Origin of the sequence: Enterococcus sp. DIV1096b, assembly GCF_050498765.1 — a bacterium.
Classification (GTDB): domain Bacteria; phylum Bacillota; class Bacilli; order Lactobacillales; family Enterococcaceae; genus Enterococcus_D; species Enterococcus_D entomosocium.
This window is the reverse complement of the sequence record NZ_JBMHEK010000001.1, coordinates 829792-853066: the sequence shown is the minus strand read 5'-3', so window position 1 is coordinate 853066 and position 23275 is coordinate 829792. Positions and strand designations below refer to the sequence as shown.

The window sequence follows — 23275 nt, the reverse complement described above, 5'->3', positions numbered from 1 at the left end:
TTTACTCTTCTAAAAGCTGGATACCGATCCCTAACAACCCAGGACCCGTGTGGACGACTAATGCGGGAGAAATTTGTCCAAATAAGATTTCTTTGACCTTAGGAAATTCGGCTTCTAATCGTGCTTTCATTTCTTTGGCTTCTTGCAGTGCATCACCTTGCGCCACAGCTAAACGCACATGGCGATGATCACCGATGAATTGCTTGATCAAGTCAACGGTTTTGTCCAAGCTTTTCTTCCGTCCACGAGATTTTGCGACCGTATAGTAGATCCCTTCTTCATTACAAGAGATAATTGGATTCAATTTCAAGGCATTGCCTAAGATGGATGCGACCAGACCGATGCGGCCGCCTTTTTGTAAATACTCTAAGGTAGCTACGTTGAAAAAGACTTTGTTTTTCGGCACTTCATTCGTTAATTGTGCCCGCAGTTCTTCCCAAGTCACGCCTTTTTCTAACAGTTCTGCTGCACGAATCGCTTGCAGCCCTGCACCGATTCCGATATTTTTCGTATCAAGCACGAAAACCTCAAGATCCGTCCGTTGTTCACCTAACAGGCGAACAACATTAAACGTTCCACTCAATCCGCTGGAGATGGTTACAGCAAAGACTTTTTCATACCCATCGGCTTTGATCCGATCAAAGATTTCCCCGATCGCCGCGCCATCAGGTAATGAAGTACTAGGAATCTCTTGCGGCAAACGTTCGTAAATTTCTTCGGCAGTAATATCAACTTTATCGGTATAGGTCCGATCCTTGTAAATAATTTGCAATGGCAGCATATACATGCCGTATTGCTCCATGATCTGTGCGGGAACATCGGTACCTGAATCAACTAATAGGGCAATTTTCTCTTTATTCATGGGCTTCTCCTTTATGTGTTTCTAAATAAATGACTTCTAATTCGATGGTTTTTTCTGCCAACAATTTATTAGCAAAGGAACGCGTTGCACCTTTCATGGCCACTAATTCAATCGGGATTGGTTCCGATGCCATTTGCTCGGGCTCTCCCATTGCTTCTTTGCCAACAAGATGAATTGCTTTTTCTTGTTCTTCACAAAATACATTATAGGCATTTCTGATTCCGACAGCTTTCCCTTGAAAAAGGATGCCTGTCTTTATTTCTGGAATTGTCAACACTTGCTTCAGCATCGTGATCGCGATCAAAAATGCGAGATGCTTTTGGTTGTAACGTTTTTTTTCTGGTGCGGGGATCATCCCTTTTTTGACATAATTATTGACCATAGAAGAGGTCAATAGCGGATGTTTTTCTGTTTGGATCACAGGTGATAAATATTGGTCAATCAAAGTGATTACCTGATCCATATACAGTTCCAGGGTTGGCAACTCTTCCCACCTAGGCAGATGGAATTCCAGCAGCGATTCACCCCATGTTTTCATGTCCGATTGTAATTTTTCCATGTCATCCTCCATTTTGACTAACAGAAGGTTAGATTATCACAAACTAATCATCTAGTTTCGATAACTAGATACATTTTATCACGGTTTTCTGAGTTTTTAAAGCAATCTGATCAATCTTTTAAGAATTTCCTATCATTTGAAATTGGGGAACGAATGGTGTTTTTTTAAGATAACCCCTGTTTTCCAACTGAAAAAAGCGCACATTTTTTTCAAAAGAATGATTGATTTTTAAACACCGGAGTGCTAAGATAATGAAGTACTTTTGGTACGGGCCGTTAGCTCAGTTGGTAGAGCAGCTGACTCTTAATCACCTGCCCTCTTGTGTAGAGGTATGTTTATAAAAGTTGATATGTAGAGGTTTTAATGAGATTTACTTAGTTGATAATCTTCAAGCCATTTTATTGCCAACAATTTGCCAACAAAATGACAGATTTTTTTTAATAGTAATCGTTCAAAGACTTGCCATTCAATTTTGATCAAGTCTTTTTTGTTATTTATTTTTTGAATCCAAATGTATTAGCTAAATTTTCTGCAGAAGCATATTTAAAGCTTGGATCAAGGTGTGCGTAAAGGTTAGCAGTTGTCGTATAAGAGGCGTGACCAAGCCACTCTTGAACCTTCTTCATGTGCTCACCATTTCCAATCATTATAGAAGCGGTTGTGTGTCTCAAATCGTGGAATCGTATCCTTTTTATATTGTTTCTCTTGATTACCTTCGCAAATCGTTTGGAAACGAAATCTGGTCTTATGATATTGCCATTTTCCATGGTAAAGAGGTAATCGTCGTCTTCGTAATTATATTCAGCTCCGAAAAGCTTTTTATTTTTTTCCTTCCACCTAGCTAATTTCACCAACTCCTCTTCAACTGTTTCTATTAAAGGAACAGAACGATAGCTGGAAGCATTTTTAGTTCTGTCTTCTTTAAGAACAGTTGTTAAGTCTTCTTTATTTTCCAAAACTACATGTTTAATGGTAATCGTCTTATTCACAAAATCAATCGCATCCCATTTAAGCCCTAAAACTTCACTTCTCCTAAATCCATAAAATACTGTTAATAGAATTATTGGATAGAGCTTCTCACCTTTGAATATTTGAAGTAGTTTTAGCACATCATCCTTTGTGTAAAAGTTTGGCACGAAGGAGTCCTTTTTTGGTCTACGTACACGGTCAGCAATATTTTTATCTATCTGTTCTGTCATAAAAGCTTCCTGTAAAGCTTTTCTAATAAAGGCGTGATAGTGTAGAGCAGTATTTCCAGTGCACCCATCGTCTAATATTTTTTGATAGAACCTTTGCAAGTGGACCGGTTTTAAATCAGATAACATAATTCCACTTGGTCCAAAATAATCCTTTATCCTGATATCGATGTAACGTTTATAACTAAAGTAAGACGTTTTAGACAGTTGTGGTTTAGCAGTTTCAAGATAACTATATAGGTAATCGACAAAAGGTGTTTCGGTTCTTTCCTGTTTTAAAACAAGATAATCCTCTTGTTTCATAGCAATTTCTTGCTCAATCTCAGATATAAATTGGTCTTTTATTCTTTCAGCTCTTTTCTTATTTCCTTTCTTTTTTAGTTTGGTATCTCTCCATCGTTGAGAAGTTTTTCCAAAATCATCTTTTATTGTTACAACAACTTGGAGAGTTCCTCTTTTTTCTACAATATTCGCTCGTAATTTCAATTCAAATCCTCCTAAAACTGAAAAAAGCAAGCTATGGAAAACGCAATTCTAACACCTGTATTATACCATAGCCTGCGTATGCTCATCTGCCACATTTTGGGCATCTTGTAAGTATTCGATCACACACTTTTTAGGAATCTTGTAGTTGCTGCCTATCTTGACATGTTTTATCTTGTTCGCTTTTAGTAACCCATAAGCTTTATTTCTACCTATCCCTCCTAACATTTCTCTCAATTCATTTATTCCAACCAGATCTTTATAGTTCTCAAACATGACGTCATAAATGTTTCGATCCATTTTTACCTCCTAAAAAAACCATAGATTATTGTTGCCAACATTTTAAAATAGTGATACTATATCAAAGTAATAAATTTTGGGCCATTAGCTTAGTTGGTAGAGCACTTGACTCTTAATCAAGGTGTCGAAGGTTCGAGTCCTTCATGGCCCATTGGGTGCCAAACCCACGGAACAGGTAAATGTTGGTGCGAAAGCATTTCGAAAACATTTATGCTGTTCCTTTTTTTATTTAAAACATTTTCTAAACCACCTTGGAAAAGGTACACAGGAGTCTCCTCCTCCCCCTGTTCATCAGCGGGACGCTTACGTGAGTATCATTATCTTCAACAATTATCTCTTTGCCTAAAGTTTCCATGCTTTAGTCACAACTTTTGATCTATCGCTCCTTCAAATCTAAGAGATCTTGGCGCCAAAAGTTGCCTGCTACTTAATCACTGAAAAGAATTTAGAAAATGGGCTATTCTGTTATCAATGAGCAATAAAAGAACGAAAGCGTTCCTTTCTAAAATAGTTTTACCAAATTTTTTTCAGAAGATATATAAGTACAGGCTAGAATGACACATATTGAAAAGTAGATGATCCAAAACACAAAGACTAGTGATTCTAAAAGAATAGTATGCCCCCTATCTTCAATTAATTGTTAGTGACTAAAGACACCACTAGATAAATTTATCGTTCATTTTGATTTTCTTCTATATTGATAATATCCCCTATATGCTCGCTCAACATTAATCTGAGCATCATCGTGCATCCTCTTAAGATAGTTGCTTTGCAAATTACTATAAGATATAGATACTAGCTTTTCTTTCACCAAGTATTCATAAATAGTTTTAGATCTAGTTGGAATACCTTTTTCTTTTAAAAAAGAAGCTATATATAACGAAATAATGTCATAATTATTCTTATATTTTTGGTAATCATTCTCTCTTAAATATTCTTCATAAACTCTCTCCTGCGAAACTTTCTTGTCGTAGTCAAATCTATGATTCTTTAACAAAACATATTCTTTTGATAAAGTAACAATCTCATCCATGATTTCTATTATACGAGCTTCTATTTCTCTACTTCCCATATCACTTTCACCTCTAAATAGTTAAGCTATGCTCTTTCCAAGAATTAAAATAATTTTGTCTATATTCTTTTGGAGATACCCCAGTTTCCCTTTTAAAAAAAATAGTAAATGCACTAGCGTTAAAGAAACCAGTTTTCTCGCCAATCTCAAAAATTTTTTCATCTGTCGATTCCAACAAATTTTTCGCCAACGTAATTTTGATATCATTAATTAAATCCTGAGGCACTTTATTTATTTTATTCATACAAAATCGATTTAAAGTTGGTTTAGACATATGCATAAACTCCGCCAAGTCACTAACGGTCAAATTTCCAGATAAATTCTCTTGTATAAATGCTATTAATTTAAATATTTCAAAGTATTCTTTCAGCGTTGAAAGATTCAATCTAAATGTCTTTCTTATTATCATTTCGATAGCGGGATTCACTACATACGTTCGATCTCTCGTTTCAAACCTTGTAAAAAGTAATTGAATTAAGCTAGATAACTCTTGATTGATTATCAGATCAATCTTTTTAATATAGTTTGAAGAAGGCTCGCAGAACAAATTCAACTCGACAATAATGATTTGATTCAATAGGCTCTGCGAAAGATATTGAAAAATCATATGAGATTCTATCAGAATTATTCCCACCTCAGATTTCTCCATGTACAGTCCTTTCTTCGTCAACAGGATAGCCCAACCATTTTCGCAATGATCATTTGGAGAATAGTTATTACCATTTGTATAATAGATGTTTTTGATTTCTATCATTCTTTTCACCCTCCTACATTATGCTACTCACTTTATTTGTAAAAGTTGACATATTCTGTACGTGTTCATCAACTTCTTAATTCACTTTTATCATAAAAAATAAATTAATAAAACGCTTTCAAATAATGATGATTAAAAACGCAAAATTATTGATTCAAATTACAAATTATTATTATCACTTCTAAATATTTCAATCCATCAATGCTAAATTATCAGCATATAATTTTTCTTTTTAATCGATTCAATATACAATCCAATTTTCAGTAAAATATATCACTTATTAAGAAATAACACCGATAAAAAACTCTATAAACGAATTAAAAATAACTATTTAATATAAATAACAAAACTTCATATCTTCTCACGAAGTCCTGCCAAAATACTTTTTAATAATCAAAATGTCACCTAATTTTTTCGAACGCCTAACCTCCACTTTATAAGTGTTAATTGATGCCTTTGGAGACACAGATCCTAATTTTTTCTTTTTACTTATTTATTGAACTTCTTTAAACTTTATATGGCGGTTTTCGAGTAAACCTTCAAAATTTTTTAACCTAATAAGAAAAAGTCATCACTAATGCGATGATTTATCCTTATTCCAATAGAAAAATAATAGATAAGAATACCCATACAAAGGAAATATTACTAGTTTCCTACGGATTTGAATCATATGAGTAATTGAGAACCAGGCCCTTTTTTGATCATCAATTGTTCAATGTGGGAAAGCAAAAAATCTGGGCCAGATTGATGTTCAATCTGACACAGATTTTATTTTGCACAACTAATCAATCTTTACTGACTAAGTTTTTTTAAATCATGTATTAAAATTAAATCTACTCATTATTACATATCTAGGAAAATCTTTCCCTTACTGAAAAAGCTATTCCTGCATTAATTGTAAAGTCCTTGTTTATGCTTTATGAAATCAAGAAATATAAAATTTTGAGTCCACGCTAAGCAAAGTCCCATTTTATAATGTTCTTAGTCTACATTTCATATTCTTCCACCACTAACTTTCAAGAAAATAATTATTTCCTCTTTCTACTGATATCAAGAGATATTAAATATCATTGAATTTTCCGTTTTCATGCTTAAATTATGGCCACATAACTCTTTGAAATAGGTTCGATAATCATTCTCGGTGATTCGAATGATTTCATTACTTGAAAATTCTTGAATTTTACACAATTCCACTAAAAGATTCAACTTTGCATCAATCCCCAGTATTTCTGGAAGATCTTGCCAAAATGTTGTTTTTGATATATTATCAGTCAGCTCTATCAGTCTAACTATCTGTTTATTGATATACTCTCGAATTTCTTCTGTATCTCTGCGAGACTCATCCAATTCTTGCCAGAAATAGTTAGTATAATCTTTTTCTGTTGTGAATAGAAGCATGTTTATTTTCCTTTCCAAACATTTAAATGTTATATTTGGTACATTCTAGCTACGCATTATTTTAATTCTTTTCACTGCCATCCTTATGGTCTGTATCCTTTTAAAGAAACTATACAAGACTAAAAATATTTTTTTCGTACAGTAATCAGGTGGATATCATATACCCTTAGACATGTAAAATAACACTGAAACTTAGTCAGAACCTCTCACCTATCATCTTAGTTGACTTAAAGTAGCTTAAGCAACTGTAACGATTGTTTACTGTATGCTTATGGATTAATTTTTTTTGTTAAAGAATTTACTTATTTGGTCTCCTATCACTATGCAATCTTCTTAAGTTACCTTCTTATTCTTATAAAAAACACTAAGAGTAAGAGTATAACAAGAAAAATAGAGATAAATAACCAGTAATTATTTGGACTAGAAATAGTTATATCTTGTCGATTAAATTCCTTAGACGTCTGATCATCTACCACAAATGACCTCGTCCACTCCCACTCTAATTCTCCTGAATTTGCTTGTAGATGAAGAACATAAGTTCCTGGGACAAATGACTCACCATTCAAAGGAATTGGAAAGGCAAAATTGGAGTGCGGCGCCATTTGCATTCCTGATGCCTCTGTAGAATAGAGGCGTTCTGTTTGATCTTCATTATAAATTGAGGCAATAACCTCTATCTGATTAACAAACGTCCCCGATTGATTCTGGATCTGAGCACTGAACACATTTCTAAAGTTTAATTGATCCGCATAGACAGCTAAGAGATCTAGCTCGGGAGAAAGTTGCTCCCGCCTATTCGATACAACGAGGCCCATGACATAAGACAGTGTGTTCTCAATAGCCATTGATTCTTCTGACAAGTACTCGCTATCTTTGATTTCTTCCACGCGAATTCCTGCTGCTAGAACACCTTCAAATGGTTTATCTTCTGGTAAGGTCAATAAGAGATCTACTTGTTTCGTCTCCCCTTCACTAAGAGTAATCTTGCCATCTCCTTGAATATAATCAGCCAAAAAAAATGGTAGGGTGTCATCTGGGACATCGGCATCGCTACCATATTCCACTACACCACTCACATTTGTAAAAGCTGTATGTACGGATATTGATAAGTTGATCGCTTCATCAGACATATTTCGTAACTCCAAAGATAACGTCTGGCTTTCTGCAGGCTCAAGATTCAGATCAAAATAGCCTACCTCAGAATTCACTTGATTTTCACCCAGAATCGGTCTAACTGAAAAACCAGCAGATTGATCAGCAAAAGCAACTGGGCAAAAAAACAGGGTCAATATAAAAATTACCACTATGTACATCATAGTTTTCTTACTGTCAAATAGTATTTTATTCATAACGATCTTCCTCTCTATATTCCACGGGGATTGCCTTCATTTCTTTTGCTACTACCATTAGTGCCTAATTCCTACCCAGCATAGCAAAATTCATGAATCATATACGCTCGATTTGTGCATGGGACGATGCACAAATTGACCATCATGATTACTAATGAGGAGCAGTACCGCCAGATTCCTCTCGCTTGTAATCCTCGCAAATGGCCAAACAGAAAAATAGCCTAACAACCAAAATGATTTCCTATTGGATGTTAGGCTGTTTGAACATCTGATGAAGTACGCATCCAGTTGATTTCTATCATTGAATGACATTATCAGGGACCGATTGAAGAATCCACTCCAAGGTGGTTTCATATGTTCCAGTTTGACGTTCCTGTTCGGACGCTAAGTGCAGTACAACACTCTCAGCCGCTTGGTCTGTTGTACCAAAGGCAAATAGCCAAGTTTCTAATCCCGATCCTGCTTGTGCCTGAGCGACAGTAGATGAAACACCCGGAAGGAGCGAGAGTTGTTCTGAATGGGTAGGCTGATTTTCTTGACCGGATGCTGCTATTGCTTGAATATGATGAAACTGCAAAGAAGCGCCAGCTAAAACATGCCCTGTTTCGCTATTCTTAAACTGTTCTCGTTGTTTCACAGATAAGCGCCACCCATCACTTTGATTTCTTCCACGTCTATCAGAAACCTGCACAAAATTTGCACGTGTTTCATTTGCTGTTGTTCTTAATGGTTCGGCGTATAGTGTTTCCGGTGCAAAATACGATATTTCTTGATCCCCAAACTGAATCGCAGGAACAAAATCAATGCTTAAAAATCCTTGATTTTCTGGCAGTTCTGGCATCACCTCTGGATGCAATTCTTCTTGAGGATTCTCTGGATCTTTAGGTGAGACTTGTAACGGCCTTATTGTTACTGGAACGGTGTAATCCATTTGAGCGTATTGCCCAGAGGATAACTTTTCTTGCACTCGAACAACCATGGATGAATCTCCTGGCTGATTCGTATCAGGCATTTCAATGATCTCCGCTATGGAAACGTACCCTTCAGCAATGTCAAAATCAAAAAAACTTTCTGCTACTACCAATAACTCCTCTTCAGAAATATATTGCCAAACCTCATTGTTCAGCAATGGCTTCAACTGATTGATCACTAACGGTCTTAGGTTAGTTGCTGTCACTTCATAAAATGCACTATTTTTATGATTCGTGTGATCTGTGCCTACATTTTCTTCTGCTTCATCTTGCATAAGTACATTCCATTCTAGATTAGAGAAGCCAGCTAAGGCGCCATCAAATTCCTCTCCTGATGAAAACAAGTGCGTCGCGCTGACGATATCACCAACCGATAACTGCAGACGTCCATTTTCTCCCACCGCATTTTCAAAATCTTGTTGTGCTTCGGCAGGTGTTTGCTGAGTAGACAACGTAAAGTCAAAAAAATGTTGGCCTTGGTTTACAAGAATAGTGGCGGAGCCTGAGTATGCATGAAGTGAAGCAAACTCTTGATTTGGCAACTGTTGGATCATTGGTGTAGTTGGATTTGTCCCACCGAGTCCTGGCGATAGGGACAGTTCAGGGCCCGATTCTCCAACGTGATGTGTAAAAGCGGCTATTGTTCGCCACTCCTCGAAGTTATTCGCCCATGTTCCACGTAAACGTATTGTGTTGCCCCAACGAACGGAAATGGGAATACGGACAGATAACGTATGCACCGTTCGATATGTAATGGTCACATCTTTAAATCGATCACCTATATAAAGATAGGAGGATGAGTCAACGTAAGTAACATCGTACTCCCCTGAAGACAACAAGACACCATCTGCCGTTACCGTATGAATCGCACTGCCTAAATCTATGTCTTGGGTTCCCTCTCCTAGAAGGATTGTCTGGGGTCTTACTTGTGCTTCAAGATCAATTGTTTCTTCCCAAACATATACGCCAGGATTCGCACCATTATATCCAGACATAAATGCAGTTGAACTAGCAAATGAAACAAAATTAGTTGAACTAGCCAAACTATCTTGAAGTACCCAACGCCCCGTATAGGTTTCCGTTGCCGGTATATTGGATAACCAGGTACCGTTAATTCTTGTTCCGATACCTAAAGTGAGTTGAGAAAGTGACTCTGCTCGACGAAACATATTGACTACCAGTATGGAAGTACGCCATGAACTGATGTCTAATTTTTGAAGACTAGTAGCTTCCGCAACTATCGCTACAGTACTAGTAACATTGGACATATCCCATTGACTCAAATCTAATTCTGTTATACTACTTGCTCCTTGAAACATTGAGTTCATATTTGTTACCTTAGCAGTATCAAACTTTTCAATCCCTTGTATATTTTTCAATTGAGTTAATCCACTGAACAAGCTTACAGCAGTACTATCCAGGATGACTCGATCTTCAAGAACTATCTGTTCAACATCAGTATAGGTTTTCCAAGGCGCTAGTCCGGTCACCCCAACCTCTCCGCCCCTGAGAACGATTGTTGACGATACTAAATCATAGCTCCATGGAACTGTCCCCCATACGCCAGTGATCAACTGACCTTCGGAAGAACGGGTTTCAGAAGAAACCACATTCTCTTCTTGCTTGTTTTCTGAAGTATTCCTACCACTATCACTGGGAGAAACCGCGTCATCTCTTGCCACTTTATCACTTGATTGAATCTCATCTTCCTCATTATGATCACTGCTTTCCTCAACGCTATCTTCCACGAAAGAATCGCTAGTTTCCTCATAGACTTCGTCTATAGATACTGTTTGAGCAAAAGTTAGCATTGGGGATGAATGACTGATTAAAGAAAATATCGCTATCAAAACTATGAATTTCTTCATTTTCTTCTCCTCATATTTCAACGAAATAATCTTCTTACAAATATTGTTGATCTCATTCATATAAAAGAGACCAACAATATTCTACCAATACGTTTTTGTTGTTCTTAAATAACAGGGGCCAGCGAAGAAGGGACATTGCTTAGACTCCAGTTCAATTCACTTGTGAATTGGCCGTTTGCTCGTTCCCCTGGAATTTCTAAAACAATATTCGGATTCACCTCACCATTTAACGTTCCCCAGGTAATCGAATTCCATCCACGCCCGTTAAGCACTTCTGCACCCATAAGAATTTGGCTGCCATGTTCCGCCGAAATAGTGACAGGATTTGAGTGAATAGCAACCTCGGAATCCCAGGCTTGAGAAAGTCTTGGGTTACTAAACGTAATGGATGCACCATTCAATTGCACATTATTATCATTGGTAAATGGTGTTGCTTGTTCAACTCTCAATGTCCATCCTGTTGATACATCACGGGTATCACGAATCTGAGCAAAATGTGGACGCAAAACTTCTTCCCCAGACTCATCATTCACTTCAAAGGACTCTGCCAGGGCCTCAAATTTTAACAAACCTGTTGAATGAACGTTATCATGCATCCCAAAATTTAAAGTAGGCACGTATGTTATGGAAAACTCCCCGATTTGTACTGGGGGAATGATAATTCCAGGACCTGGGTCTGGACCTGGGTCTGGATCTGGATCGACCGTGTCAACATCATCAACTATCGAAAGAGTTACTTCTCCTTCTGTTTCTGCATTTCTTGTAATTTGTTCGGCTGAAGCTGTAACAACATTTCCAAACAACAGGCTGCTAAGTAATCCAAGTGCTAAATACTTCTTTTTCACTTCTTTTTCCTTCTTTCCTTTTCTTTAATAGGACAAAAACGATCAACAAGATGCTTCCTAGAAACACAATATGTGTTTCTGTTATAGCCATTAACTGGGGAAGCCTTTCTGGCTTTTTGTATGCGGGGATTTCTTGAATGTCTGCCTGATCTCCTTTTGGTGGCTCCGGCTGTATTTCGTCTTGAATGATATTTTGAAAGGTAATCGAACTATTCGATTGAACCGTTTGGGCAGAAACAGTTGGGACAAAAATCCACAATGCTAACAAACAAAACCAAATACATTTCCTCTTTAATAATTGCACATATAATCACCCCTTTTTGAACTTGTGAAAATAGTATCAACCGCTTTAAAATTCTACGTTTCCCCATATTTCGTTGGTGTTGGATCAGGTTTTTCTTTAGAGACATACACACTCGTTAAACTAATTATTCGACCTGTTTCAACTTTTTAATTTTCTTGTATAACAACTGATTTGTCTCATAATTCTTCGATTTTGAGAGAGGAACAAAAAAGACATCCGATCCGATCGAATGTCTTAGAAAAGTTATCAGATTAGGTTTTCTATTTTAGAGAATACATAACATATGTTTATTCTAAAAAACGAAGGTTTTTGATACTTTTGTCTGTAAGTTTGTATGCATACCTTTTTCTTACATGATTAAGGTTACATGATTTTTTGGTCAAATTGGAATCAATATTTTCATATGAAGATGAAATAAATGAAAAAAAACACTTGTTAATACCTTTAACGAGTGTACGGAGATTAGAGAAATGCTTTTCGATACGGATCAATTTTTCTTTCCAGATTCCGCCAGTCATGCTCATCTGGGACAGTTTTTAATAACAAGTAATCAATTTCAATAATATAGTCTAAGAAGTACCGATTATAGTTTGTGACAATCAAATCAATATGATCGGCATTTAACATTTCTTGTATCAGATGTTGTAACGGCAAAAAGGTCAACGTGTGCTTTGCGCCAAACTGCTGCATTGCACGAGTTCGAGTCTGTTGGCAGATGAAATAATCACCTTCTAAAAGAAAGTAAATTCTTTTAGAAGGTGATTAAAATCAAAAATAAAACGCTGTATATCCTTAAACTCACACAAATATCTACAAAATTAGTTAATAGAAATGGGTTTGAAGAATCAGTTCTGATCCAACAGTTTCATAAATTATAAAGCCAATAATTCTTATGTAAACTAAAAAAGGGAATTACAATCGTTTGTAACACATTAAACATGCATACACAAACTTTCAAAAGGTCCCATTTTCAGTTGTGAATTTATTAAAAACCTAAACTCTATATTGCTACTACTCTATCTTTATGATAAAGTCTGAAATATTTCCCCGAGTAGTCATTCTAGAATCTCTTCAAACATTTATGCACGTTATCTAACACTTTATTCTATAAAATGCATTTATGCAAGTGATTCATGTAGAAAACAATACTAATTTATCGTGACTAAGGTATTAAAAATCTATAGAATCAGTTTAAATGCTTAGCAATTGTTTATAATTTATGACTGTTTTTTTCTGAGGTATCAGTCACTGCTGCAGTCGATAAGGTGACAACTGCAGAGTTTCCTAGTAGCTTTATAATTGTTCCAACTACTTGTTTTTTTCTATATATAAACAAGACATGTTGATCTTTATGAAATTCTCGTCCTTCTACTGAAGGTTCTTGTGGTTTCCATTGTGAAAAACTCATTCTTTGCCCTCCTTTAAAGTATGAAAAAACCCGCCTCAAACATGTTGAGACGGGTTAAAAAGACATTTTTTTATGCTTTGTAGATATTAACGGCTTGCATGCCACGTTGACCTTCTTCAGTATCAAAAGTAACTGCTTGACCTTCATCTAAAGATTTAAATCCATCGGCTTGAATTGCTGAAAAATGAGCAAAGACGTCTTGACCGTCTTCTCCTGTAATGAACCCAAAACCTTTATCTGAATTAAACCATTTTACTGTACCTTTATTCATATTGTTTCCTCCTTGTGCATCTCTACGTATGCGTTTTGTTGCAATAAATGTTTGATTAGCAAAAGGAGAGTATAAATTAAGTATAGCACTCTTAATACGTTTCAAATTATATCACTAAAAGTAGTATACCACATAATTAGATAGGATTGTATTTTTTGGGAAACAAGGTGTTTTTCTATATTAAAACTTAATAATATGAGGTTTAATTCTAAAGATATATTATCACAAATATAACATACTACTCAGTCTCCATCATTCGATTCATAAACCATTCTACTTGTTGGGGTGCATCGTGATCAAAGAACGCAGATTTTTTCCTATCTAAAGCGGCTATTTTTTCAATGTCTTCTTGTGAAAGCTCAAAATCAAAAATCGCTATGTTTTCAGCCATTCGTTCGGGACGAACTGATTTTGCTAAAGCGACAATCCCTCTTTGCATCAACCAGCGAAAGACAACTTGACCAACAGTCTTACCATATTGCTTACCAATTTCTGCTAATACAGGATTGGTAAATAGGTCATGACGTCCTTTACTTTTTTTGATATTCGTCGAATTGTCTCCTCTTTGTTATTCCCATAATAAACCCTGGTCTTAGCTGCAGAGCAAGTGTTCTGTGGAAATTATTTGTCTATCATATTAAAGCTATCACAAGATAAAACGCTTATACTTTAGAATAGATTGTAAGTTTTCGTTTTTGCTCCATCAAAAAGTATGTCGATTCATCGTATTGTTATATGTATCTAATTTAAAGATACGATTTTTTATATTTTAATATTCATTATGCTTAAATAATGCTAAAATAAAAAAACGAAGAGTACTAGGCGCAGTCCAGAAAAACTTCCCCAAGTTTTCTGTGCCAGTACTCTTCTTAGATTAATGCATGTTGCTTACTCAGCCTACGTTATAAAATCTTTTTTTGCAAGCAATATACGCCACTGTACTAATTATGATTATTTGTCTTTTGTATATCTAAAATCAGCAAATCACTGATATATTAACGTGTCAAGGTGTAGAAATAGTATTAATTGATCAAGCAGCGGTGCATAAATAATACTTAGGAATCCCTTACGTTTTTTCTGTTTTTACTTTTGTCTTCTTTAAAGTGCTATACTGGATAAGTACCATGAAAGTAGGTGTTCAAATATGAATACTAATTTTTACCCAGTTGAAGTTTTTAGTTCAGACTATCGTTTATATTCGTCAAAAGCAAAAACAAGTTTGTATGATTTTCAATCCAGACCGCCTTTGATCACCTCATTTGCCGTGTTAAATTTGAAAGAGTTGCGCAATATTCAACTCAAGTTATTTATTTACGATATTGATATCGAAAAATTTTCTACTTTAGAGGAAGCTAAATCTAGATGCAACTCTCTTATGTATAAATAATTTAACTAGCTGATTATAGCTAGTTTTTTTGTTTATCTATTTCTAATAAACTAAAACTAAACCCAAATGTTCATCGTTCATCCGCTTGATAAAAAGAAAAATCTAACGCTATACTTTTGATAATAGACTAAGAAGTTGATAGCTTTATCGAATGATACGAAAATATCTTCCGTCCGCTATTGGAGACTCGGATAAAATATATTTTTGGATGGTTCCTTTAAAGAGTTTTTCTCCTTCACAACAACTTTTTAAGGAAGTATACACCTTTTTCGAACCATCCAGATAATAAACAATGATCCCTTGAATCTGATTATAATTAATCGGTGAACGTCGAGTGCAAGAAAGCTGGTCTCCTAACAATTTCACCTGATTAACTATCACTGGGTCATTAAGCCAATCCTTGTTAAGTGTCAATTTTACAATTAACTGATGAATAGCTTCTTTTTGCATTTTATTCCTCCATTCAAAAAATCGACTATCTATTTACTTATAAATAGTAAATCATCATATACACTAAGAATGTTCTCCATTGATTTCAGTTACTCATTAAATTTTTATAATTTATAACTGTTCTTTCTGTAGTATTCGTCACTTCTGAATGTGATAAGCTTACAACTGCTGAATTACTGAGTAGTTTTATAATTGTTCCTGCTACTTGTTTTTTTCTATATTTAAATAAGACTTGTTGATCTTTATGAAATTCTTGTCCTTCTACTGAAGGTTCTTGTGGTTTCCAATGTGAAAAACTCATTCTCACCCCTCCTTTAAAGTATGAAAAAACCCGCCTCACACACGTTGAGACGAGTTTAAAAGATCCTTTTATGCTTTATATATATTAGCAGCTTGCAAGCCACGTTGACCTTCTTCAGTATCAAAAGTAACTGCTTGACCTTCATCTAAAGATTTAAATCCATCCGCTTGAATCGCTGAAAAATGAGCAAAGACATCTTGACCATCTTCTCCTGTAATGAACCCAAAACCTTTATCTGAATTAAACCATTTCACTGTACCTTTATTCATACTGTTTCCTCCTTGTGCATCTCTACGTATGCGTTTTGTTGCAATAAATGTTTGATTAGCAAAAGGAGAGTATAAGTTTAAGTATAGCACTCTTAATACGTTTCAAAATATATCACTATAAGTAGTATACCACATAATTATATAGGAATGTAGTTTTTTGGAAATAAGGTATTTTTTTAAAGTAAAGCTTAATGACATGGAATTTACGCCTGATGCACATGGCAATTTTTGTCTATCTAAGTATCTCTTAAAAGCTCTTCCTATATCTACATAATAATATTTCTTAACCCCAAAAATAGAAGTAAACTAAATCTCCATACTTAAATGAATCACTAGTTTGCTTCTATTCTTTGGGATCAATCTTCGTTGAATTGTTTTTTAGCATGTCTGTTGTTAAATTCTTTAAGGTATCAAATTCACCCTGATACGTAGCAATTCTAACTACAAATTCTACAACTTCCTGATTTTCCATTTTTAGGGAATGGCCATTTAGCTTAAGAAAAACATATGCAGCTAAAAATGCTGTACGTTTGTTTGCATTATGAAATGGATGTTTTTTGATCAGGTTTATTAACAGGACTGCTGTTTTGCTGAACCCATCATGATATAAATCTTTTTCAAAAATATGTTGTTTGGGTTCATTAACAGCCATACTCAACGCATTTTTATCAATGATACCAATTGTTTCCTGCGGTGAATAATTCTTTATTTGAATGACATTTAATTTTACTATATCTTTTTCACTTAAATAGATCATCCATCAACGAGTTCCTTAAATGCAGCATCACATTCAGATAGAGCTTGGTTCACATACATATCAATTTCAAGATCTAAATTGCTTTCTTCCTTCACGATCGCATCCATCATTTTGTCTTCATCAATAAAAATTGTATCTCCAGACTTCAAACCCTTTTGTAATAAACTTTCTTTTGATAAAGTTACAACTATTGAGTTACCTACTTCTCTAATCTTCCTTTTTTTAATATTCATATTATCAGCTCCCATATTATGTATACACCGTATATCCTAAACGCTCAAAAGTTTTTATTCTGTGTATAGTATCCCTTAGAAAGCACTGTGGCAAAGACGAGTACTACTTTAATGCATATAATAAGTTGGAAAACAAAGTTGTTAAAGCTTAAAAAATTAGGATGGAGACATTATGACAAAAATTGTAGATTTACAAGGTGATTCAAGAATCATGGGATCAATGAAACCGGACAGATTCGTGGCAGGTATTACTAAAATTGCTCAGTACCATTCAGCAACACCAAAAGGTGATGTGTGGGTATTTGAAAACCATTGGCGTAATTTAGGATGGGGGAACTAGAGCCTACCATAAAGTTATTTTGCATAACGGATCAGTTCAATTGTTTTATTGGGATAACGTGATTAAAAAATGGCGTAGGTGGATACGGTTGTTTAGCCATTGGACCGACAATAGACCGAAATCTGACATCTTATTAAAAGCGGACTTACAATTTTAATAAAAAAAACCGCTTGAAAAAAAGCGGATGTGCATAGTTACCAAGAGTAAAATCTATAGTTCGAAATTAAGCTAATATAAATTGACAAAAAATGCTTGCTAATGAATTTTTTTTAATGTAGGGTTATTATGCAAGGTGTATTAAAAAAGAAGAGTACTAGGCTAGAAAGTTTGGGGAAGTTTTGGGGGAAGTCTTTCTAAGCTTACCTAGCACTCTTCTTTTTTATCTTATCATTATTATTACATAATAGATATTATTAATTAAACTATCGTCCAATTTTTTTCTTACGACCAAATCCCTCTTATTCAGATTCGAACAGGAGGGATTTTATATTATCGTGGTTGGCTCTAACAATTAGATCAACAAATTTCTTGATAAGTGCTTTCCCTGCTAAAGATTAATGTGTTGTCCTCAAATAACGAACTATCGGTTGCATTTGTTTCTGTATCTCCTTTCTCAATCCAATTTGACCACTACCTTGCCATTAGGATGACCCTCTTTGACAAATGTTATAGCTTCGTTCACTTGTTCTAATGCGAACTCATGTGAATCAATTTTTGGTACGATATTTTCTTTTTCTACGATTTCTGATATTGCTCGTAATTGCTGCCCATTCGCTTGAACAAAAATAAAACAATACTCAACACCATGTTTCTTCGCTTTTTGATCTATCTTGGCGCCTGCTACTCCGAATACCAATTGTTTCCATTTTGGCATGTTTTGATTGACTGCAAATTGCTTATTTGGCCCTACAATCAAACTAAGTAATTTCCCGCCAGATTTGATGATAGAAAGCTCCCGATCAATTTCTTTCGCGCCTAGCGTATCTATAACAAAATCAACTTTATCTAGAACTTCCCAATAGTTTTCTTTTTTATAATTTAAATATCGATCTGCACCTGCTTGGAGAATTCGTTCTTTTGCAGCTGCATTTCCTGATACAATGACATGTAACCCAAGATGTTTCGCAAGTGGCACTGCCATTTGCCCGAAGCTCCCTGAGCCACCAGAAATAAAAACAGATTGACCAGCTTGAACTTGTAATATTTCTGTCAATCCTTGATAAGCGGTAAGTCCAGTCAAAGGAACACCAGCCCCGGTAACAAAATCTAAATTCGTGGGTAAAAACCAAATTGCTGATTGATCGACTGCGACATATTCCGCAAATGCGCCAATTTTATCCACTGGTAATCTTGTATAGACTTTATCTCCTTTTTTAAAATTGGTTACTTCACTTCCGGCAGCTTCGATTATCCCCGTTAATTCATTTCCAAGTGTCAATGGTTTTGGGTAGTCTTGAATCAACTTTACAGCACCCGTAATATTTAAAGTTTCTAATGGATTGACTGCGGCCACTTTTACTTTAATTAGCACCTCATGCTTTGAAATTTTTGGAATTGGAATATCTGTAATTTTTACATCAATTGATTTGGAATAATGATTGATTTGCGCTGCTTTCATCTAAATTTCACTCTCCTATTAAAGAAACCACCAATATTTTTTTATTGATGGTTTCTTTTGTTGTCTAGTTCATTTCAGGATAATCGGCATAGCCAACTTCTCCTTGGTTGACATAAAACGTATTTGGATTCGGTGCATCTAAGGGATACTCATTTTTTAATCGTTCCACTAGATCAGGATTCGCCAAAGAGATGACTCCTACCGAAACAAGATCAGCTAAATCATTCTCTAAATCACTCGCTAAACTTGATAATGGGCGATATGGTCTGTTTACGATTAAAACACTGTCCCATAAATGGCTAATATCTTGTAAAAACGCTTCTTTTCCTACATGCAGTGGATTAAATAGCCGTTTACTCCATGAATTTCCACACCATCTGCTCCTGCTTCGATTGCTAAAGAGGCAGCATGACGGTACTCATCAATGATAGTAGGAATATCTTTTGTTTGTATGGCTTTCGGAACAGGAATATCTTGCATTCCTGTAAGTGTAAACATTTTTTCTTTAGGTGCGATTGCTTTTTTATGAGAGGGCAAGTTATCCGGGTGTGATATTCTCCCAACATACATTAATTGAATAAAAATTTTCCCACCTTTTGCATGGACTTCATCAATTATTGTCTTCCATGCGTTGGCTTGTTCGATAGTATAAATTCCTGCGTATTAAGATAACCTTGACCTATTTCTGATGGTTGTACGCCTTCAGTAATAATCAATCCCATTAAAGTGCGTTGTCCGTAGTACTTTTCTGCGTATTCTCCAGGAAGACCATCTTCTGTTGCGCGATTACGAGTCATCGGCGCCATAACCAGCCTGTTTTTTAATAGGATCTCCCCTAATTGATTTTCTTCGAATAATTTATCCATTTTGTTTTCTCCCTTATCTTATAATCTTTGTCATATTGGGTGAATTCCATCATTCAATACAAATTCGTTCTTTTCATTTACAATCCCTACGATATGATCACTTTCATATAGCTTGATCAAGAATTGTGCCATTTCCTTTGCTGTATGATACTGTTTCACACCCGTGCTATAGTCAAAACTATCAAGATTATTAGCTTTAGCAATAAATTCTGTTTCCGTGATTGCTGGTGTCAAAACTTTCGCTTTCAGTCGATGTCCTTGCAATTCTTTCGCTAAACCCTCGGTATAAAAGCTAACATAATAATTTGTTGCCGAATAAATGGTATTACCTAATGCAAGTATATAACCCATAGCTGATGAAACATTGATTAATTGTGTATTTTCTTTATCGGCATATTCTTGTGCAAAAAGAGTAGACAAAATAGTTACTGCATCAATGTTTACTCGTAACATAGATTCTATTTTCAGGAGGTCTTCATTAATGATTAAACCCGAATCTCCTAAGCCTGCATTATTAATCCATGTTTCAATATTATAGGATTTCAAGTCTTCATATAATTCATAGACCTGTCCTCGATCAGATAAATCGCTACTTTTGAGAACAATGTTAAGTGTATTATCTTCAAAAAGAATCTTTTCCTACAGTTCCTCTAATTTATCCATTCGTCTGGCTACTAATATCAAATTCTTTCCTTTTGCGGAAAATGCCAGAGCTGCTTCATAGCCAATTCCTGAACTAGCTCCTGTAATCACTGTAAATTCTATGTTTTGTGACTCCTTTAGAATATATTTTTTAGTGTTTGGTCAATAATTATATTTAATTTTTGAGAATCATTCGTTGTTTTTGCCAATACTCGAATACCAACTAATTCATTATGAAGATAGTATGCTAACGCTTGTATATTCGTATTTGGCGTCAATTGATTTTTCTCTTGCGCTTTCTCCAATATCTCAGAAATAATTTGAACTTCACGATCAAAATAATCTTGAACTTCTTTAGCTATACTAGGATCAATGTATGCTAGTTCGGTTGCAGAATTTACAATTAAGCATCCTGCCCTATTTTTCTCCGTCGAAAGAACGATTGAAAAAAGACCCTTTAAACGGTCATATCCTGATATTCTTACAGATAACGTTTTTTCTATTTTACGAGAAATCATTTCTTCATAGCGCTTTAGGGATAGAACAAATAGATTGTGCTTATCGCCAAAAGTATCATAAATGCTACGTCGATGAATCCCCATTGCATCGACTAAATCCTGTATCGAAGTAGCTCCATATCCATTTTCCCAAAAGACATCCATCGCTCGATCTAAAACTTCTTGAGTATCAAACTCCTTTGGTCTCCCCATATTATCAACTCCTTTGTTTGTAATTTTCATTTGGTCCATTATTTAGAACGAGCCTTCTAAAAAATATCTAAAAAAGAAATCCTCTTTTCGAAATTATTAGAACGATCATTCTCGAAATAGCATAATTATTAAATTTTACAAAGTATTTTGTTTAAAACGCTAAATAAGCTTAATTTACTAACCCTTGTAAAGTAAAAAGATTATTTTGCTTCTCATGTAACCTAATAAACTCTTTACACTAACATTATTCCCATACAATCCATTTGCTATTTTCCACCAATAGAGACATAATTCTGAAGGATATATTTCATCCGGATCAGTTAGAATAAGCTCTTCCTAGTCTATTCCTACCCACATTTAATAAAATAGTATAGTATCTTAAGTAATCAACCTACAAACAAATAATACGTTGCGAGAAAAATATCAGGCTTGTCATATAAAGTTTTAACAGTAGCTTTTAAAACCATAAAGAAAATAGTAAAGAACGGAACTAAACTGAATCATACATAAGCAAAAATACTTTTTAATTTCTTTCTATTTAAGCGCTTACTACCAATAAGGAGATATAAAAGGTTGAATATGTTATACTACATAAAAGGAAGTGATCGCATGATTTACAAGACTGTAATATGGTTAGTGCCAGAAAATAATAGTTATGTTGGCTTCCATGAAGAAAGAATCTCATTCGTCAATTTAAATACAGAGGAGCTTTCCAATTTATATATCATCACTCGTAGTTATAAGTATCAAGATGTATTGCGTAGAATTTTTGATGAAAATATGAATCATAACGATAATGATGTTAGGTTTTATTTCTACAAAGATGAATATCTTGCTGTTAGAGTTCTTGATTGATTCTTATTTTCAATTCTCAAAAATTAAAAATACAAAAAAGAAAATGTTATTATAAAGACCAATTTTGCTCATTTATGAACAAAATACTAGCTTTCACTTTTTATTAATTTATTTTCAATAAATTTTGATTATTCTAAACAGCCTCTTCTCGAATACGCTTTTCAAAATCTACTATACCTTGGAATTAATTAATAGTAATCTGAGCACTAATGAAAGGAGACTATATTTAATGTACGTTGTAAAAGTATTGCATGGCTATATAACACCTAACGGGTACCGAACACTTTTTAAAAGCAAAGCAAGATTATTTCAATATAAATCTGAAGCAGAAGAATTTGCATCCAAGATAGGCGGAAGAGTAAATAAAGTAGAATAGTTGATTGGAAGTAGAGAAGTCATTTTTTCGCTAAAAAAATTTATATATTTCACTTGATTCACTCCACTTTATGTTAATATTTGCTTATTTTTACTTTTATGATTAACCTAAACTATATTTACTATGTCTTCAGAACCAAAATTTTATGGAATATCAAACCTTCACCAGAATTAAATGACAGAACTGAAGCTATAGTACTTTCTCTTATATTAACTTTTTCAATAAGTTTAGGCTATTCAAGATTGATAGAGTTAATTTGTATCTCACAGTCAAATTCATGCTTTAATTGAAATTTGTCATAATTTCCTTTAAGCAGTGTTCATTAAAGAGATGTATAATTAATACTCTGGTGCAGTATTCTAATTCTTCGTTAGCTTTATCTGATTTATTATTTTATTTTAAAATTATACAAAGAGGTGACTTTATGTTAAAAACAAAAATTGATATTGTTTCACTAATGAAAAATGTATCCATACAAGCGGCTGATTCTTTCGATAGTACCTCAGTTATTGCAGAGTTCGAAACACCCATTGAAGTACTTGAGTTTTCAGAGAAAAAATTCAATTCCACATCCGAAGAATTCCTACAAACCTTCCATAAAATTTTCCAGGATGCCTATGTTACAGAACTCATTAAACAATTAAAAGATCAAAATGTTAGTTTCAAATATCTCTCTTAAAAATCAATTGAAGTAATACCTATAAAAATGTCTAAAAGAATGACCAGCTTGATATTCACAAGTAATTTTTTAATTATTTGTAATGGATTTTTAAACAATTAAGTTTTCTTAATTGTTTGGCAATTAATCTCTTCTAAGGTTAAGTTGAGTAA

25 protein-coding genes, 1 tRNA gene and 4 pseudogenes are annotated in these 23275 nt (G+C 34.5%); 5 read left to right on the top strand and 25 right to left on the bottom strand.

From position 1 onward, the window contains the following. Position 1 precedes the first annotated feature (1 nt). The 4 genes from IGJ17_RS03965 to IGJ17_RS03950 form a co-directional block, all read right to left on the bottom strand. Positions 2-862 carry a DegV family protein gene (locus tag IGJ17_RS03965; protein WP_005225280.1) on the bottom strand — a complete coding sequence of 287 codons (861 nt, stop codon included), beginning with the start codon at positions 860-862 and terminating at the stop codon, positions 2-4. Continuing rightward, positions 855-1421, bottom strand: coding sequence for a DUF1836 domain-containing protein (locus IGJ17_RS03960; RefSeq protein ID WP_034872437.1), 567 nt, complete (start codon positions 1419-1421; stop codon positions 855-857). The genes IGJ17_RS03965 and IGJ17_RS03960 overlap by 8 nt, the downstream gene beginning before the upstream one ends. A 494-nt stretch (positions 1422-1915) precedes the next feature. Continuing rightward, complete coding sequence (locus IGJ17_RS03955) at positions 1916-3103, bottom strand: tyrosine-type recombinase/integrase (RefSeq protein WP_223347065.1); 1188 nt, start codon at positions 3101-3103, stop codon at positions 1916-1918. 60 nt (positions 3104-3163) lie between these two features. After that, positions 3164-3400, bottom strand: a complete 237-nt coding sequence (locus IGJ17_RS03950; RefSeq protein ID WP_010747603.1) for a helix-turn-helix domain-containing protein — start codon at positions 3398-3400, stop codon at positions 3164-3166. 78 nt (positions 3401-3478) lie between these two features. On the opposite strand from IGJ17_RS03950, the gene IGJ17_RS03945 reads away from it, so the two are divergent. Continuing rightward, positions 3479-3551 (top strand) — tRNA-Lys (locus IGJ17_RS03945). A gap of 525 nt (positions 3552-4076) precedes the next feature. Here IGJ17_RS03945 and IGJ17_RS03940 read toward each other — a convergent pair. From IGJ17_RS03940 to IGJ17_RS03865, 16 genes and pseudogenes are all read right to left on the bottom strand, one after another. Next, positions 4077-4472, bottom strand: a complete 396-nt coding sequence (locus IGJ17_RS03940; RefSeq protein WP_422705370.1) for a hypothetical protein — start codon at positions 4470-4472, stop codon at positions 4077-4079. A 13-nt stretch (positions 4473-4485) separates the two neighbouring features. Continuing rightward, entirely contained in the window at positions 4486-5226 is a 741-nt protein-coding gene (locus IGJ17_RS03935; RefSeq protein WP_422705371.1) for a helix-turn-helix domain-containing protein, read from the bottom strand. Between the two features lie 1050 nt (positions 5227-6276). Further along, entirely contained in the window at positions 6277-6624 is a 348-nt protein-coding gene (locus IGJ17_RS03930; protein ID WP_016620699.1) for a DUF7006 family protein, read from the bottom strand. A 338-nt stretch (positions 6625-6962) separates the two neighbouring features. Continuing rightward, the gene (locus IGJ17_RS03925) at positions 6963-7973 is read right to left on the bottom strand and encodes a DUF916 and DUF3324 domain-containing protein (protein ID WP_429961100.1); all 1011 of its coding nucleotides are present in this window, start codon (positions 7971-7973) and stop codon (positions 6963-6965) included. Between the two features lie 298 nt (positions 7974-8271). After that, positions 8272-10812 carry a WxL domain-containing protein gene (locus IGJ17_RS03920; RefSeq protein WP_429961099.1) on the bottom strand — a complete coding sequence of 847 codons (2541 nt, stop codon included), beginning with the start codon at positions 10810-10812 and terminating at the stop codon, positions 8272-8274. Between the two features lie 104 nt (positions 10813-10916). Continuing rightward, on the bottom strand, positions 10917-11657 hold the full coding sequence (locus IGJ17_RS03915; protein WP_429961098.1) for a WxL domain-containing protein: 741 nt from the start codon (positions 11655-11657) through the stop codon (positions 10917-10919). After that, entirely contained in the window at positions 11623-11961 is a 339-nt protein-coding gene (locus tag IGJ17_RS03910; RefSeq protein ID WP_429961097.1) for a hypothetical protein, read from the bottom strand. Before IGJ17_RS03910 ends, IGJ17_RS03915 begins: the two co-directional genes overlap by 35 nt. A 462-nt stretch (positions 11962-12423) precedes the next feature. Next, a complete protein-coding gene (locus IGJ17_RS03905; protein WP_429961096.1) occupies positions 12424-12651 on the bottom strand; it encodes a hypothetical protein in 228 nt (75 codons plus the stop codon). A gap of 501 nt (positions 12652-13152) precedes the next feature. Further along, a pseudogene (locus IGJ17_RS03900) lies at positions 13153-13369 on the bottom strand (hypothetical protein). A 70-nt stretch (positions 13370-13439) separates the two neighbouring features. Then, positions 13440-13640: a cold-shock protein gene (locus IGJ17_RS03895; protein WP_042890051.1), complete on the bottom strand. Its 201-nt coding sequence runs from the start codon at positions 13638-13640 to the stop codon at positions 13440-13442. A 238-nt stretch (positions 13641-13878) separates the two neighbouring features. Continuing rightward, a pseudogene (locus IGJ17_RS03890) lies at positions 13879-14175 on the bottom strand (aldo/keto reductase); the annotation flags it as partial. A gap of 996 nt (positions 14176-15171) precedes the next feature. Further along, entirely contained in the window at positions 15172-15477 is a 306-nt protein-coding gene (locus IGJ17_RS03885; protein WP_016620690.1) for a hypothetical protein, read from the bottom strand. A gap of 85 nt (positions 15478-15562) precedes the next feature. Further along, positions 15563-15778: a hypothetical protein gene (locus IGJ17_RS03880; protein WP_429961095.1), complete on the bottom strand. Its 216-nt coding sequence runs from the start codon at positions 15776-15778 to the stop codon at positions 15563-15565. A 68-nt stretch (positions 15779-15846) separates the two neighbouring features. After that, the gene (locus IGJ17_RS03875) at positions 15847-16047 is read right to left on the bottom strand and encodes a cold-shock protein (RefSeq protein ID WP_005237682.1); all 201 of its coding nucleotides are present in this window, start codon (positions 16045-16047) and stop codon (positions 15847-15849) included. Positions 16048-16390: 343 nt separating this feature from the next. Next, complete coding sequence (locus IGJ17_RS03870; protein WP_086339272.1) at positions 16391-16804, bottom strand: type II toxin-antitoxin system death-on-curing family toxin; 414 nt, start codon at positions 16802-16804, stop codon at positions 16391-16393. Further along, positions 16801-17037 carry an AbrB/MazE/SpoVT family DNA-binding domain-containing protein gene (locus tag IGJ17_RS03865; protein ID WP_429961094.1) on the bottom strand — a complete coding sequence of 79 codons (237 nt, stop codon included), beginning with the start codon at positions 17035-17037 and terminating at the stop codon, positions 16801-16803. The genes IGJ17_RS03870 and IGJ17_RS03865 overlap by 4 nt, the downstream gene beginning before the upstream one ends. Before the next feature lie 172 nt (positions 17038-17209). Between IGJ17_RS03865 and IGJ17_RS03860 the strand changes: the two genes are divergently transcribed. Continuing rightward, on the top strand, positions 17210-17377 hold the full coding sequence (locus tag IGJ17_RS03860; RefSeq protein ID WP_176324029.1) for a hypothetical protein: 168 nt from the start codon (positions 17210-17212) through the stop codon (positions 17375-17377). Positions 17378-17990: 613 nt separating this feature from the next. Here the strand turns inward: IGJ17_RS03860 and IGJ17_RS03855 are convergent. From IGJ17_RS03855 to IGJ17_RS03835, 5 genes and pseudogenes are all read right to left on the bottom strand, one after another. Next, the gene (locus IGJ17_RS03855) at positions 17991-18995 is read right to left on the bottom strand and encodes an NADP-dependent oxidoreductase (RefSeq protein ID WP_429961093.1); all 1005 of its coding nucleotides are present in this window, start codon (positions 18993-18995) and stop codon (positions 17991-17993) included. Between the two features lie 64 nt (positions 18996-19059). Continuing rightward, positions 19060-19182 carry a hypothetical protein gene (locus tag IGJ17_RS03850; protein WP_254907905.1) on the bottom strand — a complete coding sequence of 41 codons (123 nt, stop codon included), beginning with the start codon at positions 19180-19182 and terminating at the stop codon, positions 19060-19062. Positions 19183-19322: 140 nt separating this feature from the next. Beyond that, a pseudogene (locus IGJ17_RS03845) lies at positions 19323-19801 on the bottom strand (hypothetical protein). A 90-nt stretch (positions 19802-19891) separates the two neighbouring features. Further along, positions 19892-20626: pseudogene (locus IGJ17_RS03840) on the bottom strand (SDR family NAD(P)-dependent oxidoreductase). 14 nt (positions 20627-20640) lie between these two features. After that, positions 20641-21252 carry a TetR/AcrR family transcriptional regulator gene (locus IGJ17_RS03835; RefSeq protein WP_254907904.1) on the bottom strand — a complete coding sequence of 204 codons (612 nt, stop codon included), beginning with the start codon at positions 21250-21252 and terminating at the stop codon, positions 20641-20643. A 570-nt stretch (positions 21253-21822) separates the two neighbouring features. On the opposite strand from IGJ17_RS03835, the gene IGJ17_RS03830 reads away from it, so the two are divergent. The 3 genes from IGJ17_RS03830 (at position 21823) to IGJ17_RS03820 (ending at position 23123) form a co-directional block, all read left to right on the top strand. Then, complete coding sequence (locus IGJ17_RS03830) at positions 21823-22068, top strand: hypothetical protein (RefSeq protein WP_042890047.1); 246 nt, start codon at positions 21823-21825, stop codon at positions 22066-22068. A gap of 229 nt (positions 22069-22297) precedes the next feature. Further along, positions 22298-22444, top strand: coding sequence for a hypothetical protein (locus IGJ17_RS03825; RefSeq protein ID WP_086339269.1), 147 nt, complete (start codon positions 22298-22300; stop codon positions 22442-22444). A gap of 424 nt (positions 22445-22868) precedes the next feature. Continuing rightward, positions 22869-23123 carry a toxin-antitoxin system, toxin component gene (locus IGJ17_RS03820; protein WP_086339268.1) on the top strand — a complete coding sequence of 85 codons (255 nt, stop codon included), beginning with the start codon at positions 22869-22871 and terminating at the stop codon, positions 23121-23123. The last annotated feature ends 152 nt before the right edge of the window (positions 23124-23275 follow it).

What these genes read in the sequence shown, in the direction of transcription:
- IGJ17_RS03965 (WP_005225280.1), bottom strand. Translation starts at nt 862, where the DNA reads ATGAATAAAGAGAAAATTGCCCTATTAGTTGATTCAGGTACCGATGTT.
- IGJ17_RS03960 (WP_034872437.1), bottom strand. Translation starts at nt 1,421, where the DNA reads ATGGAAAAATTACAATCGGACATGAAAACATGGGGTGAATCGCTGCTG.
- IGJ17_RS03950 (WP_010747603.1), bottom strand. Translation starts at nt 3,400, where the DNA reads ATGGATCGAAACATTTATGACGTCATGTTTGAGAACTATAAAGATCTG.
- IGJ17_RS03940 (WP_422705370.1), bottom strand. Translation starts at nt 4,472, where the DNA reads ATGGGAAGTAGAGAAATAGAAGCTCGTATAATAGAAATCATGGATGAG.
- IGJ17_RS03935 (WP_422705371.1), bottom strand. Translation starts at nt 5,226, where the DNA reads ATGATAGAAATCAAAAACATCTATTATACAAATGGTAATAACTATTCT.
- IGJ17_RS03930 (WP_016620699.1), bottom strand. Translation starts at nt 6,624, where the DNA reads ATGCTTCTATTCACAACAGAAAAAGATTATACTAACTATTTCTGGCAA.
- IGJ17_RS03925 (WP_429961100.1), bottom strand. Translation starts at nt 7,973, where the DNA reads ATGAATAAAATACTATTTGACAGTAAGAAAACTATGATGTACATAGTG.
- IGJ17_RS03920 (WP_429961099.1), bottom strand. Translation starts at nt 10,812, where the DNA reads ATGAAGAAATTCATAGTTTTGATAGCGATATTTTCTTTAATCAGTCAT.
- IGJ17_RS03905 (WP_429961096.1), bottom strand. Translation starts at nt 12,651, where the DNA reads ATGCAGCAGTTTGGCGCAAAGCACACGTTGACCTTTTTGCCGTTACAA.
- IGJ17_RS03895 (WP_042890051.1), bottom strand. Translation starts at nt 13,640, where the DNA reads ATGAATAAAGGTACAGTAAAATGGTTTAATTCAGATAAAGGTTTTGGG.
- IGJ17_RS03885 (WP_016620690.1), bottom strand. Translation starts at nt 15,477, where the DNA reads ATGCAAAAAGAAGCTATTCATCAGTTAATTGTAAAATTGACACTTAAC.
- IGJ17_RS03880 (WP_429961095.1), bottom strand. Translation starts at nt 15,778, where the DNA reads ATGAGTTTTTCACATTGGAAACCACAAGAACCTTCAGTAGAAGGACAA.
- IGJ17_RS03875 (WP_005237682.1), bottom strand. Translation starts at nt 16,047, where the DNA reads ATGAATAAAGGTACAGTGAAATGGTTTAATTCAGATAAAGGTTTTGGG.
- IGJ17_RS03870 (WP_086339272.1), bottom strand. Translation starts at nt 16,804, where the DNA reads ATGATCTATTTAAGTGAAAAAGATATAGTAAAATTAAATGTCATTCAA.
- IGJ17_RS03865 (WP_429961094.1), bottom strand. Translation starts at nt 17,037, where the DNA reads ATGAATATTAAAAAAAGGAAGATTAGAGAAGTAGGTAACTCAATAGTT.
- IGJ17_RS03860 (WP_176324029.1), top strand. Translation starts at nt 17,210, where the DNA reads ATGACAAAAATTGTAGATTTACAAGGTGATTCAAGAATCATGGGATCA.
- IGJ17_RS03855 (WP_429961093.1), bottom strand. Translation starts at nt 18,995, where the DNA reads ATGAAAGCAGCGCAAATCAATCATTATTCCAAATCAATTGATGTAAAA.
- IGJ17_RS03835 (WP_254907904.1), bottom strand. Translation starts at nt 21,252, where the DNA reads ATGGACCAAATGAAAATTACAAACAAAGGAGTTGATAATATGGGGAGA.
- IGJ17_RS03830 (WP_042890047.1), top strand. Translation starts at nt 21,823, where the DNA reads ATGATTTACAAGACTGTAATATGGTTAGTGCCAGAAAATAATAGTTAT.
- IGJ17_RS03825 (WP_086339269.1), top strand. Translation starts at nt 22,298, where the DNA reads ATGTACGTTGTAAAAGTATTGCATGGCTATATAACACCTAACGGGTAC.
- IGJ17_RS03820 (WP_086339268.1), top strand. Translation starts at nt 22,869, where the DNA reads ATGTTAAAAACAAAAATTGATATTGTTTCACTAATGAAAAATGTATCC.